Source organism: Nocardiopsis exhalans, from assembly GCF_024134545.1.
Lineage (GTDB): Bacteria > Actinomycetota > Actinomycetes > Streptosporangiales > Streptosporangiaceae > Nocardiopsis > Nocardiopsis exhalans.
Genome location: NZ_CP099837.1, coordinates 3460102 through 3477144, shown reverse-complemented (window position 1 = coordinate 3477144; position 17043 = coordinate 3460102). Strand labels below are relative to the sequence as shown.

The 17043-nt window shown below is 72.2% G+C and carries 16 protein-coding genes; 9 read left to right on the top strand and 7 right to left on the bottom strand.

Features of this window, described 5'->3' with window-relative positions:
• Positions 1-40: 40 nt before the first annotated feature.
• Positions 41-1057, top strand: coding sequence for an SDR family oxidoreductase (locus NE857_RS15270; protein WP_254421597.1), 1017 nt, complete (start codon positions 41-43; stop codon positions 1055-1057).
• On the opposite strand, the gene NE857_RS15265 is transcribed toward NE857_RS15270, so the two are convergent.
• Complete coding sequence (locus NE857_RS15265; protein WP_254421596.1) at positions 1030-2703, bottom strand: carbamoyltransferase family protein; 1674 nt, start codon at positions 2701-2703, stop codon at positions 1030-1032. The two genes, NE857_RS15270 and NE857_RS15265, sit on opposite strands and share 28 nt — an antisense overlap.
• Positions 2704-2926: 223 nt before the next feature.
• Here NE857_RS15265 and NE857_RS15260 point away from each other — a divergent pair, with 223 nt between their 5' ends.
• Positions 2927-3847, top strand: a complete 921-nt coding sequence (locus NE857_RS15260; RefSeq protein ID WP_254421595.1) for a SigB/SigF/SigG family RNA polymerase sigma factor — start codon at positions 2927-2929, stop codon at positions 3845-3847.
• On the opposite strand, the gene NE857_RS15255 is transcribed toward NE857_RS15260, so the two are convergent.
• A complete protein-coding gene (locus tag NE857_RS15255) occupies positions 3844-4701 on the bottom strand; it encodes a Rieske (2Fe-2S) protein (RefSeq protein ID WP_254421594.1) in 858 nt (285 codons plus the stop codon). The two genes, NE857_RS15260 and NE857_RS15255, sit on opposite strands and share 4 nt — an antisense overlap.
• Positions 4702-5031: 330 nt before the next feature.
• Between NE857_RS15255 and NE857_RS15250 the strand changes: the two genes are divergently transcribed.
• Positions 5032-5295 (top strand): DUF8129 domain-containing protein, encoded by a 264-nt coding sequence (locus NE857_RS15250; RefSeq protein ID WP_254421593.1) that lies wholly within the window; start codon positions 5032-5034, stop codon positions 5293-5295.
• Between the two features lie 3 nt (positions 5296-5298).
• Positions 5299-5688, top strand: a complete 390-nt coding sequence (locus tag NE857_RS15245) for a DUF2267 domain-containing protein (RefSeq protein WP_254421592.1) — start codon at positions 5299-5301, stop codon at positions 5686-5688.
• A gap of 87 nt (positions 5689-5775) precedes the next feature.
• On the opposite strand, the gene NE857_RS15240 is transcribed toward NE857_RS15245, so the two are convergent.
• A complete protein-coding gene (locus tag NE857_RS15240) occupies positions 5776-7128 on the bottom strand; it encodes a carboxylesterase family protein (protein ID WP_254421591.1) in 1353 nt (450 codons plus the stop codon).
• A gap of 555 nt (positions 7129-7683) precedes the next feature.
• Here NE857_RS15240 and NE857_RS15235 point away from each other — a divergent pair.
• Positions 7684-9291 (top strand): BCCT family transporter, encoded by a 1608-nt coding sequence (locus NE857_RS15235; RefSeq protein WP_254421590.1) that lies wholly within the window; start codon positions 7684-7686, stop codon positions 9289-9291.
• On the opposite strand, the gene NE857_RS15230 is transcribed toward NE857_RS15235, so the two are convergent.
• Positions 9288-10244, bottom strand: coding sequence for a DMT family transporter (locus NE857_RS15230; RefSeq protein WP_254421589.1), 957 nt, complete (start codon positions 10242-10244; stop codon positions 9288-9290). The genes NE857_RS15235 and NE857_RS15230 overlap by 4 nt on opposite strands.
• A gap of 28 nt (positions 10245-10272) precedes the next feature.
• On the opposite strand from NE857_RS15230, the gene NE857_RS15225 reads away from it, so the two are divergent.
• Positions 10273-11673, top strand: a complete 1401-nt coding sequence (locus NE857_RS15225) for an aminotransferase-like domain-containing protein (protein ID WP_254421588.1) — start codon at positions 10273-10275, stop codon at positions 11671-11673.
• A 190-nt stretch (positions 11674-11863) separates the two neighbouring features.
• On the opposite strand, the gene NE857_RS15220 is transcribed toward NE857_RS15225, so the two are convergent.
• Both NE857_RS15220 and NE857_RS15215 read right to left on the bottom strand, forming a co-directional pair.
• Positions 11864-12244: a hypothetical protein gene (locus NE857_RS15220; protein ID WP_254421587.1), complete on the bottom strand. Its 381-nt coding sequence runs from the start codon at positions 12242-12244 to the stop codon at positions 11864-11866.
• Between the two features lie 165 nt (positions 12245-12409).
• Positions 12410-12976 carry a TIGR03086 family metal-binding protein gene (locus NE857_RS15215; protein ID WP_254421586.1) on the bottom strand — a complete coding sequence of 189 codons (567 nt, stop codon included), beginning with the start codon at positions 12974-12976 and terminating at the stop codon, positions 12410-12412.
• A gap of 162 nt (positions 12977-13138) precedes the next feature.
• Here NE857_RS15215 and NE857_RS15210 point away from each other — a divergent pair, with 162 nt between their 5' ends.
• Positions 13139-14317, top strand: coding sequence for a saccharopine dehydrogenase family protein (locus tag NE857_RS15210; RefSeq protein ID WP_254421585.1), 1179 nt, complete (start codon positions 13139-13141; stop codon positions 14315-14317).
• 71 nt (positions 14318-14388) lie between these two features.
• Here the strand turns inward: NE857_RS15210 and NE857_RS15205 are convergent, their stop codons facing one another.
• A complete protein-coding gene (locus NE857_RS15205) occupies positions 14389-14865 on the bottom strand; it encodes a hypothetical protein (protein ID WP_254421584.1) in 477 nt (158 codons plus the stop codon).
• A gap of 170 nt (positions 14866-15035) precedes the next feature.
• Between NE857_RS15205 and NE857_RS34230 the strand changes: the two genes are divergently transcribed.
• Positions 15036-15917, top strand: coding sequence for a patatin-like phospholipase family protein (locus NE857_RS34230; RefSeq protein ID WP_301184339.1), 882 nt, complete (start codon positions 15036-15038; stop codon positions 15915-15917).
• Complete coding sequence (locus tag NE857_RS15195; protein ID WP_254421583.1) at positions 15917-16963, top strand: 1-acyl-sn-glycerol-3-phosphate acyltransferase; 1047 nt, start codon at positions 15917-15919, stop codon at positions 16961-16963. Before NE857_RS34230 ends, NE857_RS15195 begins: the two co-directional genes overlap by 1 nt.
• Positions 16964-17043 lie beyond the last annotated feature (80 nt).

The following is a 17043-nucleotide window of genomic DNA, read 5'->3' as shown; positions in this document are numbered from 1 at the left end:
CCGCGGAAGGGCTGCACGAGTTCGAGGAACGGAGGAAGGCATGGCGGATCGGAACAGCGAACGCAAGGTGGCCGTGGTCAGCGGGGCCAGCGCGGGTGTGGGGAGGGCGACCGTGCGGGAGTTCGCCCGCCGCGGATACGCGGTGGCCCTGATCGCCCGCGGCGAGGAGGGCCTGGCCGCCGCCCGTCGGGAGGCAGAAGGGGCCGGGGTCCCCGCGCTGGCCCTGCCCGTGGACGTCAGCGAGTCCGACCGGGTGCGTGCGGTGGCGGAACGGATCGAGGCCGAGCTGGGCCCGGTGGACGTGTGGGTGAACGCCGCCTTCGCCTCCGTCATCGCCCCCTTCTCCGAGGTGGAGCCCGAGGAGTTCCAGCGGGTCACGGATGTCAGCTACCACGGCTACGTGCACGGTACGAGGGCCGCGCTGGAGCGCATGGCCCCCCGGGGTCGGGGCGTGGTCGTGCAGGTGGGATCGGCGCTGGGCTACCGGGGCATCCCCTTCCAGGCCGCCTACTGCGGCGCCAAGCACGCGATCCGCGGGTTCACCGACTCCCTCCGCGCCGAGCTCGTCGACGCCGGTTCGGGAATCAGGTTGACGGAGGTGCACCTGCCCGCGGTCAACACACCGCAGTTCTCCTGGGTCCGCTCACGGATGGGCGGACGGACCAGGCCGGTGCCGCCGGTGTACCAGCCCGAGGTCGCGGCCCGCGCGGTCGTGTGGGCCGCCGAACACCCCGGACGGCGCCGCTACTGGGTGGGGTCCTCGACCGTGGGCACCGTGCTGGCCCAGCGCCTGGCACCGCGGGTACTGGACCTGCAGCTGGGCCGAACGGGACGGCGGAGCCAGGTGCGAGACGAACCCGCGCCCGCGAGGGACAACCTGTTCGCGCCCGTGGACGACGTCCGCGACTACGGATCGCACGGTGAGTTCGACGACGAGGCGCGTCAGGTCAGCGTCCTGGACGAGGTGAACCGCAGACGGGGGACTGTTCTCCTGGTCGGTGCCACCGCGGGCGCGGTCGGAGCCGTCGGCTACGCCCTGCACCGTCTGACGAGGTAGGGGCCCAGGACCAGGACGTCCACCGGTGCGGAGCCGAAGCATTCGAGCGCGTCACGGGGCGAGTCCACTCTCGGGCTCCCGGCCCGGCGCAGTTCGGTGTGTGCCAGGACGGGAACGCCCGTGCGAGAGCCGAAGTCACGGATCAGGCGCCAGGTGAGGGGGTCGTCCTCGGCTCGGACGGTCTGCGCTCTCGTCTTTGCGCCGGGGTGGACCACGACCGGTATCCGGGCGCGCCACCGCGGAGCCACATGATGGTCGAAGAGCGGGTACGGGCAGGGCAGGGGACCGCCGGAGAAGATGTCCGGCGCGTGCTCGGCGGCCACCAGTGACGCCACCGGGCAGAACTCCCGCTCTCCCCGGACCCGGCCGATCCGGTCGAGGTTCTCCCTCCTTGAGGGGTCGGCCAGGAGCGAACGGCGGCCCAGTGCCGCGGGGCCGTACTCGGAGCGTCCCTGGAACCATCCGACGAGTGCGCCCTCGCTCAGCGCGCGGGAGGCCTCCGCCGTGAGGTCGTCCGGGCGCTCGTAGCCGATGCGCGCCGTGTCCAGGACCGCGGCCAGCTCGTCCTCGTCCCAGCTGCGGCCCAGGTCCGCGCCGGGCATCGGCTCGACCGCCTCGCCCAGGTCGGCCGCGGTCTGAAGGGCGCTGCCCAGGGCTGTCCCCGCCTCGCCCGCGGCGGGCTGGACCCACACTTCCTCGAAGGGTCCGTCCCTGGCCAGACGGCTGTTGGCGGCGTGGTTGAGGACCACCTCCCCGGCCATCGTCAGACGGCTCCGGCCGGTCTGCTCGTGCAGCCATCCCGCGAGGGCGAGAAGTACCTCCTCGACCCTGTCCTGGACGCTCGCGGCCAGGTCGGCGTGGTGTGGGGTGTGTTCGCCGCCCGGGGGCAGGGCCGGGGCCAGGGCCGCCCAGTCCACCTCCGATGCCGTGATCAGGCCGTCACCCCGGTAGGCGATCCGGTTCTCCAGTGGTCCGGCCATCGTCGGCTGCCCGCGGGCGGCCAGGGCCATGACCTTGTATTCGTCGCCGACCGTCCGGAACCCGAGGTGACGGGCCAGCTCCCGGTAGACCAGGCCCAGGGATTCCGGAAGCGGCTGGCGTACCAGAACGCGCGGTTGCCCAGCGCCGGAGTAGGAGCCCGCGAGGTGCGAGGTGCTCTCTCCCCTGCAGTCCGCGACCAGGACCGCGCTGTCCTCGCAGCCGTCCCGGGCCGGTGGCGCGGCCAGGGCCGCGGAGGCCGCGTGGGCCAGGTGGTGCGGGACGTGGGTGACCCTGGCCGGCTGCAGACCGGGCAGGGCCGCCGCCAGGAAGTGCGGCGCGTGTTCGGCGTAGAGCGGCCGCAGCTGGCCCCAGGCGGGGTCCAGAGGGGGCCGAGGTCCCGAGAGCGGCTCCGAACCCGGTGGCAGTGCGAGTGAGGGGTCGTAGGAGTAGGCGACCGCGTCCAGGTCCACAGGGGCCAGTCCCGCCTCGTGAAGGCACCAGCGCATGGCCTGGACCGGGAGCTCCCAGGCCGAGAAGGGGACCGGCTCCTTGCCGTGCTCGCGGCGGGAGAACCTCTCCTCCTCAGCGGCGGCGAGGACTCTGCCGTCCACCACGAGTGCCGCCGCCGGGTCGTGGAAGACGGCGTTGACACCCAGCACCTTCATGATCTCCCCCTCCAGAACACGGCCCGGTCCGACCACGGGGTACACGGGTGGGACTACCAGGGCACGGAGCTGCTAAACGTGGCCGCCCCGAGCACTCCCACGGCGGGGGCAACTTGTGGCAATCATTGGGCAACCACTCCGACCGCATGTTCTCTTCGGCGCTGAGCGGGAAACCTGACTCCTGTGCACCGCTCATCCCCCACAGGTCATCGAGGAGGACAGCATGCGCACTTCGACCAGAACCGCCCGCCCCGGCGCGGGCGACCTGCCCGCTTCCTCGAGCGCGGGCGCAGAAGGCACCGTCATCCCGGCTCCGGCTCCGCCCGGCGAACCGTCGGAGGACGCCTCCGCCGAGGAGCTCCTGTCGGTCCTGAAATCCCTGGACCCCGGGGACCCCAGGTGTGAGGAACTGCGGGAACGGGTCATGATGCACTACCAGCCCCTGCTGAACCGCATCGCCCACCGCTACGGCGGTCGCGGCGAGCAGCTGGAGGACCTGCGGCAGACGGCCCACGTGGGGCTGGCGAAGGCGATCCGCGGCTACTCGCCGGAGCGGGGGAAGGCCTTCATCTCCTATCTCCTGCCGACCGTGACCGGGGAGATCAAACGGCACTTCCGCGACCACACCTGGTCCGTGCACACACCCCGTACCCCTCAGTCCCGCAGGCCCGAGATGAACCGGGTACGGCGGGAACTGGAGCAGCGTCTGGCACGGGACCCGAAGCCGTCGGAGATCGCCGAGGAGATGGGGATCTCCGAGCAGGAGGTCGAGGAGGTCCTCCTGGTCTCGGAGGCCTACAACACCCTGTCGCTGAACGCCCCCGAACCGCACGGCGAGGACGGCACCCCCACTCTGGAGGAGTCCCTGGGCACGGAGGACCACAACCTGGACCTGGTCGTGGAGCGCGAGTCCGCGCGCGAGGCCATCAAGGTCCTGCCGCCCCGGGAGAGGCTGATCCTCAAACGACGTTTCTTCGACGAGTGGAAGCAGGAGCGGATCGCCCGCGAGGTGGGCTGTTCCCAGATGCACGTGTCCCGGCTGCTCTCCGCCTCGCTGCAGAAGCTGCGGGACGAGCTGACCCGGAAGGATGACACGGACCGCCGCGAAGAGGAGAACCCGTCCCGGCCCGGCTACCGCGGCTAACCACCGAAGGAGCGCAGCCGGACCATCAGTCGCCCGTCCACGACCGAGGTCTCCAACGGCTCCAAGGACGCGGTCGCGGGCCCGTGCACCACCGTCCCGCTGTCCAGGCGGAACTCGCTTCCGTGCCACGGGCAGCGTACGCACCCCTCCACCAGTTCGCCCTCGCCCAGCGGGGCGCCCAGATGGGGGCACGTGCCCAGCAGGGCCCGCACCGACCCGTTCGTACGCGCCACCACGACGGGAACACCGTCCACGTCGCCCTGGCCGGTGTCGTCCTCCGGGAAGCCGTCCAACGGACCGAGGTCATGCCATCCCTCGGGCACCAGGTCGAGGAGGTGGTCGGCCCGGTTGACGCCCCCCGACCGGTAGTAGGTGAGGTGCCCTCCCAGGGTTCCTCCGATACCGACGGCGCTCATCCCGGCCAGGGCGAGAGCCCTCCCCCACCCCTGGCGGCCCAGGGTCCTGGCGACCGAGGAGGCCGCGAACATCAGCGCGCCCGCGCCGTTGGCCGCGGCGTGCGCCGCCCCCACCCGCTGCTGGCGCCCATGCTGCTCCGACCAGTCGGCCAGACCGGTGACCACCGCTGGCAGGCTGGCGAGCAGACCGATGTTGACCAGTGCGTGGGCACCGCGCCGGTGGTCGCCGGGCAGAGCGTCCAGCACGACCGCGGCCAGCCAGGTGCCCATGGGCAGGTGCACCAGGGTCGGATGCGCCGGGTGGCCCAGCGGCACGCCGTGCAGGAGATCGCGTACCGGGCCCGACGGGAGGTGGTCGGCCAGTCTCCTCAGCCGCAAGACCGCCGGGTCCAAGCGCTCGTCGTGTTCGATCTCGCGGATGCGCTCACCGATTCTCATGTCGTCCGACTACCCGGGTCGGGAGCAGAACAGTCCACCCGAACCGGGGAGGCGGGCAGACTTTGGCCGGTCTTTCCCCACCGGGCGAGGCCCGGTCGTGAACCGGCCCGTCCGGCGGGCGGGGCCAGGGGAGGGCCGGCTGATGCGCCTCGGGGCACCCGTCCCTCTGGCGGCCCCGGTCGGTTCCGCGCCGCTTTCCCGGTGCTCCGGAGAACCGCACCGCGGTGCGGCGATCGGAAGGTCCCCACCTGCTGTTTCACCGTGACCTGGTCGGGTAGTCGCCCTCACACACCCTTGGCTTCACCCCTGGGGGAAGAGAGGAGAGGGGCGATGCTCGCACGAAAGACCGCTCCGATCGAGGACTACGCCTCTGTTCCGGTCGGGACGCTCCGGCAGCGTGTCCGGGTACTGGACGCCGAAGAGATGCGCCAGCTCATCGCTTTCGAGGAGTGTCACGGCAGTCGTCCCAGGGTGCTGGAGATGCTGCACGACCGCCTGTACCAGTTGGAACACGGCGCGGTGCCCTCCAGGAGCCCGTGCGGGCAGGGGCCGCACGGGACGAAGAAGCAGGACTTTCGGCGAGAAGAGAGGTGAACCATGCGCTACGACGAGTTCCTGGCCGAGGTACGTGAACTCGGAGAGTACGAGGACCAGCGCGAGGCCGAGCAGGTGACGACCGCTGTGCTCACAGTCCTCTCGTCCCGGCTGCCGGGCCCAGCCGTGGAGAAGCTGGTCGCTCAGCTCCCGGAAGAGCTGAAGGAGGTTCCCCTGCAGGCGCGGCAGCCGGAACCGGAGTCCTTCGGGGTCGAGGAGTTCCACGAACGTGTGGCCGAGCTGACCGGCGGGCGGCCCCTGACCGCGGAACAGGACGCCGGAGCGGTCCTGACGACCGTGGCCGAAACGGTCTCCGGAGGCGAGCTGAACCAGCTCCTGAGCCAGCTGCCCTCCGGTTACGCGGTGATGTTCGGCAAGCCCGAGCTTTCGTGAGGCCGGGAGGCCCCGGCACGGCCGCCGCCGTAGGACGCCGGTCCGCCCGGAAGCAGCCGCCTCCGGGCGGGTACGCCCCGGTAGCCCTCAGGAGCGGTGCACGGTCAGGCTGTCGGAGGCGGCACCGGCGTTCTGGCTGGAGACCGCTCCGGTGCGGGCGAAGTCGGCCCAGAGCCTGCGAACCGCCTTCCCTCGGCGGTCGAGATCCGTCCAGCTGGTGCGGCCCACGAGCTTGGTGTTCTCCCAGGCGTTCCTGGTGCCGAGCAACAGGGGCAGGTCCACGATGTGCGCGGCGCCGAACGGACTGCCCTCCGGCTGCCAGGTGACGGTGTAGCGGGTGGCCCTGCCGCCGCCCCGGCGGTGGTCGCGGGCGAAGCGCTTGGCAGGGCCGGTGTAGATGCGGTACGTGGTGGCCCACACCAGGAAGCGGCGCAGGGCCCGGCCCACCAGCGGCAGTGCGCTCAGGCGCTGGATGGGCGGCAGGAAATCGGCGAACAGCCCCGTCTCCTGGCTGGTCGCGCCGACGAGCACGTCGATCCCGGGCGCCGCCTCGCGCCAGGCGCGAACGCGCAGGGACTCCGGGGGCAGGGGGGCGTGCCCGTACTGGACCCCGAAGGGCATGGCGCTGGCCAGGCCGAACTTCTTGGCCGCCGTGGCCGCTTTCCCCTCCAGCGCGACGATCTCGGCGGCCGGGGTGTCCGGGGCGGGCACACCGACAGCCGCCGCCATGGCCTGGGACATGCGAGAGCGACCGGTCAGGATGCCCAGCGGGGCGCTCTGGATGATCGCACGCCGGAAGAGGCCCTCGGCGCCCCGGCTGATCATCAGGTGGGCGACGGCGTCGCCGCCCGCGGACTGACCGAAGAGGGTGACCTGGTCCGGGTCGCCGCCGAACGCGGCGATGTTGGCGTTCACCCAGCGCAGCGCCTGGATCTGGTCGAGCAGGCCGAGATTGGCGGGGGCGGTGTCGCCGATGCGCAGGTAACCGAGCATGCCGAGGCGGTAGGTGACGGCGACGACGACGACGCGCTGCTCGGTGACCAGCCGGGTGGGGTCGAAGATCTCCATGTCCCCGGAACCGGTGACGTAGGAGCCGCCGTGGATCCACACCATGACGGGCAGGCGCTCATCGGGGGCGAGGTCGGCTGGAAGGGTGACCGAGAGCCGCTGGCAGTGTTCGTCGTGGCGGCCGACCGAGACGCCCTCGACGGCCGCGGACACCACCTTGGAGGAGAGCTGGGGTGAGGCGGGCGCGGGCTGAGTGGCCTGGAAGGGTTCGGTGAACGCGGGTTCGGGGCGGGGCGGGGCGAAGCGTTCGGCGCGCGCGTAGGGGATGCCGAGTGCGCGGACGACGTCTCCCAGGACCCTGCCGACGACGGGGCCGACGGGGGTGTCGACGCGGCGGAGCTCGTCCCGGGTGACGGAGGTCGGTTCGGTCATGGGTCCCCCTGGTGTTCGGCCGGTCCGGATGAGCGGCGGGCTACCGGCGTGCCGTCAAGACGCGCCGATGGCAGTGTACGGCGAGGTGAGAGGCGCACCCGCGAACGGCCGGGCCGGCACGGACCCCGGGCCAGGACCGAGGTCACCCGCGGCTTCGGTCCGGTCGCGCTGACGGCCCGCTGGCAGAGACCTTGGCGGAGTTCTCGTAGCCCCCGGCCTCGCAGCCCCGGCCTCCTCGCGCCCACCCGCGCAACAACCACCCCTGACACCCGCCGGGCAAGCGTTCGCGAACACACACCCGGGTGGCGGGCCCCACCCTCCTCACCCCTTCCTCGCTGGGCAAACGCGCATAGACTCGTCCGGGTCGCCCCGGGCTTCGGGGCGTTTTCGACGTGCCACCCGAGGTTGGGGCAGCGCTTTGGTGGCGCTGTGGCGCCGTGGTGACGGCCGTCCCCGTCTCTGACTCCGGACCGCCTTCCGGCGCGCCGTGCAGCACGCCGACCGGAGGTTGCCTTCCCGGTCGGCGGTCCCCGATCGAGGAGAATCCTCTTCTTCATGTCTTCCGCCCCGCGTACAGGCGTGCCCGAAACCGGCCGCAGACCCGACCTCTGGGTTCTGGGGGTCTCCGGTGCCCTCCTGATCACGTTCGTCCTGGCGGCGCTGGTGGCCCCCACCAGGGTCGGCGCCGCCGTCGACACCGCGTTCGCGTGGTCCGCTCGCTGGTTCGGCGCCTACTGGCAGGTCCTGCTCCTGGGCACCCTGGCCGTCGCCGCGGTCCTGGCCTTCTCCCGGTACGGGCGGGTCCGGATGGGCGGCACCGATACCCCCGGGTTCAGCTGGTTCCGGTGGGTCGCCATGGTGCTGACCACCCTGCTCGCCGCGGGCGGTGTCTTCTGGGCCGCCGCCGAGCCCCTGGCCCACTACGTCAACCCGCCGCCGCAGTACGCGCAGGTGGAAGGCGGTATGGAGGGCGCCGCGCTCGCCCTCGCGCAGAGCTTCGTCCACTGGGGCTTCCCGGCGTGGGCGATCGGCGGTTCCCTGGCTACGCTGGTGATGATGCGCGGGGTGGAGAAGGGCATGCCCCTGCGGCCCCGCACCCTGCTGTGGCCGATCATGGGCGAGCGGATCCGCACCCACTGGATCGGCACCGTCGCCGACATCAGCTGCGTGGTCGCGGTGGTGGCCGGGACGGTCGGCCCGATCGGTTTCCTCGGCCTGCAGATGTCCTACATCGGCGGCGAGATGTTCGGCGTGGGGTCCGGTTTCGGCACCCAGGTCGCCATCATCGTGGGTCTGACCGTCGTGGCGACCATCTCGGTACTCAGCGGCCTCGACCGCGGCATCCAGCTGCTCAGCCGGATCAACGTGTGGGCCGCGCTGATCCTCATCGTGTGCGTTGTGGGCCTTTCCTCGCTGCCCTATGTCGTGGACCTGTTCCTCCAGGCCAGCGCCGTGCACGTGCGTGAGTTCGTACCGATGACGCTGTTCCGCGGCGACGAGCAGTGGCTCGGCTACTGGACGGTCTTCTTCTTCGGCTGGTTCATCGGATACGGGCCGATCATGGCGATCTTCATCGCGCGTATCTCCAAGGGCCGCACCGTCCGGCAGATCTTCGTGGGGGCGACCGTGCTGCCCGCCGTGGTCACCTCCGTGTGGTTCACCGCGCTGGGCGGTAGCGGTCTGTGGCTCGAACAGAACGACCCCGGGGTGGTCTCCGGGCCCTACGCCGAGGACGGCCTGCCCGCGGCGGCCCTGGCCATCGTCCAGGCACTACCGCTGAGCACCGTGCTGGCGCTGGTCATGGTCGTCGTAACGCTGATCTTCTTCGCGGCCACGCTCGACGCCATGTCCTACTCGATCTCCTCGGCGAGCATGCGCTCGGGCGAGCCGTTCGCGTGGGTGCGGGCGTTCTGGTGCGTGGGCATGGGCGCCGCCGCCATCGTGCTCCTGACCGTGGGCGACAACGGGGTGCAGGCGCTGCAGTCCTTCATCGTGGTGACCGCGGTACCGGTGGGGCTGATCCTGCTGCCCACGCTGTGGAGCGCCCCGCGCCTGGTCAGGGAGATGGCGGTGGAACAGGGCATCGTCACCGTGCCCGGGCCGGGTTCCGCGACCGACGCCGAAACCACGGCCGGGACCGGGACCGTGGTCAGAGTCGGCTAGGCACGGCCACCCCCTGAGCGGATGTGCGGGCTGACCTCGCGCTTCGTCGGCACGATCGCCGTCCGGCCGAGTCTGGCGCGGACGGCGATCGTGGCGCACAGGATCACGGCGAGCCCGCCCAGGACCGTGGGCCAGGTGAGCGCTTCGCCGAGCAGGAGCGCGGCCCAGCCGATGGTCATCACGGGTTGGCTGAGCTGGACCTGGCTGACCTGGGCCATCGGTCCGATGGCCAGGCCCCGGTACCAGGCGAAGAAGCCGAGGTACATGCTCACCGCGGCCAGGTAGGCGAGCGCGCCCCACTCGACCGGGGTTCCGCTCGGCGGCTGCTGGACGGCGGAGGCGACGGCGAGCACGGTCATCAGCGGTGCGCAGAGCACCAGCGCCCAGGAGACGGTCTGCCAGGCGCCGAGTTCGCGCGAGAGCAGGCCGCCCTCCGCGTAGCCGACCGCGGCCGCGACGACGGCGCCGAACAGCAGCATGTCGGACCAGACCAGCCCGGAGCCGAACCCGCCGCCCCGCAGAGCGGCGAAGCCCAGGGCGGCGGCGGCTCCCACCGTCGCCATGGCCCAGAACACCGCCGGGGGCCGTTCCCGACCGCGCAGGACCGCCAGCACGGCGGTGGCGGCGGGCAGGAGTGCGATGACGACCGCGCTGTGGCTGGCCGAAGCGGTGGTGAGCGCGTACGAGGTCATGAGCGGAAAACCGATCACCACTCCCCCGCCGACCAGGGCCAGGCGGAACCACTGGTCTCCCCGGGGCAGCTGCTGGCGGGTGAGCACCAGCGCGGCGGCGGCGAGCAGGGCGGCGATGACCGCCCGGGCCGAGCCGACGAACAGGGGCGACAGGGTTCCGCTCTCGACGGCGACGCGGGTCATCGGGACGGTGAGGGAGAACGCCGCGACCCCGAGCAGCCCCCACCACAGACCGGCGCGCGAGGATAGCACTGGAGCCACAGCGACAGTAGCGCTACTATCAATCTTCATGTCCAACGATAGCAGCGCGAGGATCACCGAAGGACTCCGGGAGTGGATCGCGACCGCCCCGGCCGGGGCGAAGCTGCCCTCGACCCGGGCGCTGGTGTCCCGGTACGGGGCCAGCCCGGTCACGGTGCAAAAGGCGCTGCGGGCCCTGGCCGCGCAGGGACTGGTGGAGAGCCGCCCCGGGGTGGGCACCTTCGTGCGCGCGGTCCGGCTCGCCCGACCCAACGACTACGGGTGGCAGACCGCCGCGCTCGGCGCACCCCAGCAGCGGACGTTCGGTTTGCACACGGCGTTGCGCAGTCCGCCCAACGACATGATCGCGCTGCACTCGGGCTACCCGGACCGGGAGCTGCTCCCCGAACGCCTGGTCCGCGCCGCGTTGAACCGCGCGGCCCGCGGCGAGGCGGCCGTCAGCAGGCCCCCGGCCGCGGGACTGCCCGACCTCCAGGCCTGGTTCGCCGCCGAACTCGGCTCCCACGCCCCGGCGGGCATCGCGCCGCCCGCGCCCAGCGACGTGGTGATCCTCCCCGGCAGTCAGAGCGGGCTGAGTAGCGCTTTCCGCTCGCTGGTCGGCGCGGGGCGGCCACTGCTGATCGAGTCGCCCACCTACTGGGGGGCGATCCGCGCCGCCGAGCAGGCGGGGGTGGAGGTCGTGCCGGTGCCCAGCGGGGTCGACGGGCCGGACCCGCGCGAGCTGGCCCGCGCCTTCGAACGGACCGGGGCCCGGGTGCTGTACGCGCAGCCGAACTTCGCCAACCCGACAGGGGCGCTCTGGTCCTCGGATCTGGCCGAGCAGGTCCTGGCGACCGTGCGCCGGTACGGGGCGTTCCTGGTGGAGGACGACTGGGCGCAGGACTTCGGGATCGACGCGGAGTCGACCCCGCTGGCGGCGCGGGACGACGGCGGGCACGTGGTGTACCTGCGCTCGCTGACCAAGAGCGTCTCCCCCGCGGTGCGTATCGCCGGGATCGTCGCCCGCGGCCCGGCCCGGGAGCGCATCCTGGCCGACGTCCAGTCCGAGTCCATGTACGTGAGCGCCGTGTTACAGGCGGCGGCGCTGGACGTGGTCACCCAACCGGCGTGGCGCACCCACCTGCGGGGGCTGCGCCACCAGCTGGCGGCCCGCCGCGACCTGCTCGTCGAAGCGCTACGGGAGCACGCCCCCACCGCCTACCTGGAGTCGATCCCCCGGGGCGGTCTCAACCTGTGGGTGCGGCTGCCGGACACCGCCGACCTGCCGCGGGTCGTCCGCGGGTGCGAGGAGGCCGGGGTCCTCCTGGCACCCGGCGGCGAGTGGTTCCCGGCCGAACCCACCGCCCCGTACCTGCGCCTCAACTACGCGGGCCCCAACCCGGGCACCTTCCCGGAGGGGGTGCGACTGCTCGGCAGGGCCCTGGATTAGGTGGTAACCCGTATCCCCGAACCAGCTCTGGAGCCATGACATCGCAGCCAGTTGCCGAACCGCTGTCCGTGCTCGGCATCACCCATCGGTACCGCGCACGCGATTCAGGAGCAACGAGTGTAAAACACAGCACGCGATCCTCAGAGGGCCTTGTGGACCCCGCGCGGCGGAGTGGTCCGTGTTCCACGGGTCACCGCGCCTGGACCCTGGCCGCGGCGTCCCGGAGCAGTCCGGGCGCCAAGCGGCGGTGGAGGGCGGACAGCGGGGTCCACACGACCCGGCCGAGCGGCCGCCGATAGTGCAGGAAGGTGCCCAGCGAGACCCCCGTGGCCGCGACCCGGACCACGAGGTTGCCGTTCAGGAACCAGGAGTCGGCTTCGAGCCGAATCCAGTCCCGGCCGAGCTCGGCGATCCGCCATCCGGCCACGGTGTCCGGTGAGGCCTTCCGACTGAGACGCAGCCCCAGGAAACCGCGCCAGATCAGTTTGGCCGCCAGGTCCGGGCTGTCGCCGAGCATCGCCCTGGCCCACTGCTCTGGCGTCGCCGTCAGGTCGGTGGCGAGGCTGAACACGTCGGCGTAGTGGAACGGGGCCAGGCACGTTCCACACCGCTGGCGGGCTTGGCGTTTTGGGCGAGAAGGCGCTGTGTCTGGCGGGGTGAGCCTGCGCGCGGTCACCGATGCGGCCGCGGGGTGGGGGCTTCGGGAACCGCGGTCATCAGGTCCGGGGCTTGGGGCCTAGTTCTTCCTTCCGGTGAGAGCCAGCAGTCTGGTCTGGGGATCGGCATCCTCCCCCACCGGGACCGGGGCTGCGAAGAGACCGCTGCCAGCGAACACGTCCTCGTTCCCTTTGGCCCAGGTGAGCAGCTCCTCGGCCAGGGTCGCGTCGAGTTTCTCGTCCGCTCCGATCGCCCTGGCCAGGTCCCAGGAGTGAATTCCCAGGTCGAAGGTCATCTGCCACAGGTAATCGCGGCCCGGGACATCACCGAAGGACAGGTGGACCGTCTGGTCCAGGGCCGAGGGCGCCAGCCAGGCGGTGCGGGACTCGCGGGAGGCGACCGTCCAGGTGGCCGCCGGTTCCTCGCCGAGGTTGTCGCCGTCGAACCGGTCCCCGACCTCCTCGACGCGCGCCCCGGCGAGCAGGTGCGGCACCCACAGCTGTTCGGCGGTCAGGTGGTTGACCAGGTCGTGCACGTCCCAGTCCGCGCAGGGGGTGGGCAGTGCCCAGTCGGTCAGGGTCACCTCGGCCACCCGGCGGTCGAATTCCGCCATCGCGGTGCCGTGCAGATCGACCAGGTCAGTCATGTTTCCCCCGTACTTCCCGGCTGTGTTTCCACGACTTTGTTTCCCAGACGTGGACGTCGCTGCGGGCCTGCGTACCCGGCGGACCCCGGGGGCCAAACCGGTTTCGGGACGCGTGCGAGACTGTGCTCGGCGCATCGAGCAACTCTGAGAGGCTGGACCACCTTGGAACGCGGGCACGACATCGTCTTGTTCGGCGCGACCGGATACACCGGAGCGCTGACCGCCGAGTACCTGGCCACGAACGCCCCGCGCGGGCTTCGGTGGGCACTGGCCGGACGGAACCGGGACAAACTCGAGTCGGTGCGCACCGAGCTGGCCGAGATCGACCCGGACCGACCGCTGCCCGAACTGCTGGTCGCCGACGTCAACGACCCCGCCTCGATTCGTGAGCTGGCTGCTTCGGCCCGGGTCGTCATCACGACGGTGGGCCCCTACAGCGAGTACGGCGAGCCACTGGTGGCCGCCTGCGCGGCGGAGGGCACCGATTACGTGGACCTGACCGGTGAGCCCGCCTTCGTGGACCGCATGTACGTCAAGCACCACGCCACCGCGGTGCGTACCGGGGCCCGGCTCGTGCACGCCTGTGGTTTCGACTCGATCCCGCACGACCTGGGCGCGCTGTTCACCGTCGGGCAGCTGCCCGAAGGGGTCCCGCTGCACGTGGAGGGTTTCGTCCGGGCCCAGGGGAACGTCTCCGGCGGCACCCTGCACTCGGCTGTCGGTGCCTTCGCCGACCCCGCCGGCATGCTCGCGGCGGCCCGGGAGCGGCGTGAGCTGGAGGGCCGCCCGGAGGGGCGCCGGGTGCGGGTCGACTCGCGCGGCCGCCCGCGCACCCGGCTGGCCCGTGGGTGGACGGCCCCGCTGCCCACCCTGGACCCGCAGGTGGTGGTCAGGTCCGCGGCCGCCCTGGAGCGGTACGGGCCGGACTTCTCCTACGGCCACTATGCGGCCTTCCGCCGGTTGACCAGCGCGGTGGGCGCGGTCGGCGGCGCCGCCGGGGTGATGGCGGCGGCCCAGGTACCGCCACTGCGCGACCGCCTGCTGTCGTTGCGCCCGCAGGGTGAGGGCCCCACCGAGGAGCAGCTCGCCAACGGGTGGTTCACCGTGCACTTCGCGGGTTCGGGCGGCGGCCGCCGGGTGCACACCCTGGTCTCCGGCGGCGAGCCGGGGTACGCGGCGACCTCGGGAATGCTCGCGGAGTCGGCGCTGTGCCTGTGGCAGGACGACCTGCCGCCGACCTCGGGCCAGGTGACCACGGCCGTGGCCATGGGCGAGGCGCTGATCCGCCGGCTGCCCCGCGCCGGTGTGGACTTCGAGGTCCTGCGCACCTTCGAGGACTGATCCCTGGCGCGCGAGCCCCGGAGAGCACGAGTCCCGGGGCTGAACCGGGTTTCGCGCTCCGAGGCCTGGGTTCAGCCCCGGCCCGGCCGGGTTCCGGGCCAGCCCGCGCAGGCGGCCCGGGCCAGGCCGATCGCGGCCGCGTCCTCCAGGACCGCGCCCACCCAGGCCCCGCGTCCGGTACCCCACAGGGACCTCCAGCGGACCCCGGCCGCGGCTCCCACCGGCGCGGCGGCCGCGGCGATCCCCGCCGTGGCCAGCACCGGCTGGCCCAGCCCGCGGGCCAGGAGCGCACCGCCCAGGCCACCTGCCAGTACCCGGACCACTTTTCCCGGTCCGGCCAGACGGCTCGGCGCGAACGGGAGTTTGTCGGTCGCCAACTCGCCGGTGACGGCCAGGGCGATGGCGTACTGTGCGGGTCCGCTTCCCCGGGACCGTGCCCCGGCCAGCAAGGGCCCTGCCGCCCCGAGTGTGCTCCGGGATCCGGCGGCGAGCCCGAGCAGGACGGCCCGGGTGACGGTCGCGGCGGTCAGGTCGGTCGGTGCGGTCATGGTGTCCCCCCTGAGTCGGCTCGTCACACCGAGTATCACACCGGAACTCGCGCTGGTCGGAGTGCACTCGCGGGAGTTCCCGTTCGGGGTGACCGATCCCGGCTCTTCCTCACAGCGTTCCCGGCCCCGGAGTCCCTGGTTTTCCGGGTGCGGATTCCTAGACTGGGCCGGTGACAGACTTTTCTGACATCTCCTCCGGCGCTTCCTTCGGCGGGCACGGTGACCCCGGCCCGGTGGCCTTCGTTCTGGGCGGGGGCGGGGTGCGCGGGGCGGTCGAGGTGGGCATGATCCGGGCGCTGCTGGAGGCGGGGATCACCCCGGACCTGGTGGTGGGGACCTCCATCGGCGCGATCAACGGGGCGGTGCTGGCCACCGACCCCACGATGGCGGCGGTGGAACAGCTGACCCGGACCTGGACCTCCGAGGACGCCAACGCGGTGTTCGGGGACGCCGTGAGCCGTCAGCTGCGCCGCCTGGTGACGACCCGCACCCATCTGATCTCACCGGAGCCGCTGCGCCGCCTGTTGGTGGCCGCGCTGGGTCCCGAGCCGGTCTTCGAGGGCCTGCCGGTACCGCTGCGGGTGGTGGCGGCCAGTATCGAGCGCGCCGCCGAGCACTGGTTCTCCGCCGGGCCGCTGATCGAGGCGGTCATGGCCTCGGCGTCGGTGCCCGGGCTGCTGCCGCCCACCCGGATCGGCGGGGAGCACTTCATGGACGGCGGGATCGTCAACTCCATCCCGATCGAGGGCGCGGTGCGGGCCGGTGCGCGCACCGTGTACGTGTTGCAGGTGGGGCGGGTGGAGGAGCCGCTGACCGTGCCGACCAACACGGTGGAGACGGCGCGGGTGGCCTTCGAGATCGCCCGCCGCCACCGGTTCGCCCGGGACCTGGCGACGCTGCCGGAGGACGTCCGGCTGCACGTGCTGCCCAGCGGGGGTTCGCTGGAGGGTGACGAGAGTCCGCTGTCCTTCCGGCGGTTGGACACCGTCCACCGGCGAATCGAGCGGGCCTACGAGGCCTCCCGGAGCTACCTGGCCGGGGTCGACGCCTGATGCGGCTGCCCCCGCGCTGGTTCCGGCGCCTGGTGATCGCCCCGACCGTCGTGCTGCTGGGCTTCCTGGTGCTGAGCACGCTGCCGCTGTGGTTGCTGGTGGCGTTGGCGCTGGTGTCGATGGTGCCGAGGCGGATGCGCGTACCCCGGGTGCTGTGGATGTTCATCTTCTACCTGCTGTGGGACGCGGCGGCGCTGGTGTCGTTGTTCGTGCTGTGGGTGGCGTCCGGGTTCGGCTGGCGGATCCGCACCCCGGCGTTCCAACGGGGGCACTACGCGCTGACCGGCTACTTCCTCCGGGTGCTGTTCAGACAGGCGCGCTGGGTGCTGCGGTTGCGTATCCGCGGGGTCGGGGACGGCACGGACACCGATTTCTTCGGGGACCCGATGGCGCCCGGGCGGCCGCTGGTGGTGGCCTGTCGGCACGCGGGGCCGGGTGACTCGTTCATCCTGATCCACACCCTGATCAACCGCGCGCACCGGGAGACCCGGATCGTCCTCAAGGACACCCTGCAGTGGGATCCGGCGATCGACGTCCTGCTGAACCGGCTGCCCAGCAGGTTCATCGCGCCCCCGCCCTTCACCAGGGGCGGCGGGCCGCGCCCGCAGGGGGTGCGGGAGCAGGTCGGCCAGCTGGCGGCGGGGTTGGGCGGCAACGACGCGTTCGTGATCTTCCCCGAGGGCGGGAACTTCACCCCGGACCGCAGGCGCAAGCGGATCGCCCGGCTGCACGAGGGCGGTTCCCCGGGGCTGGCCCGGCGGGCCAGCGGGATGCGCAACATGATGGCGCCGCAGCCGGGCGGACTGTTCGCCGCTCTGGACGCGGCCCCGGACGCGGACGTGGTGTTCGTGGGGCACACGGGTCTGGACCGGATGGTGACGGTGGCGGACGTGTGGCGCGAACTGCCCATGGACAAGGAAATCGTGATGCACGGCTGGCACGTCCCTGCGGAGCGGGTTCCCCAGGGGCGCGCGGAGCGCGAACGGTGGCTCTACGACTGGTTCGAGACCATCGACGCGTGGGTCGACGAGAACCGTCCGGAGTGAGCCCGGCCGGGGCCACTCCAGCTGCTCCGGACCGAACCTCCCCCTTGACCTCAACAAATGTTGAGCATTCAAGGTGGTGG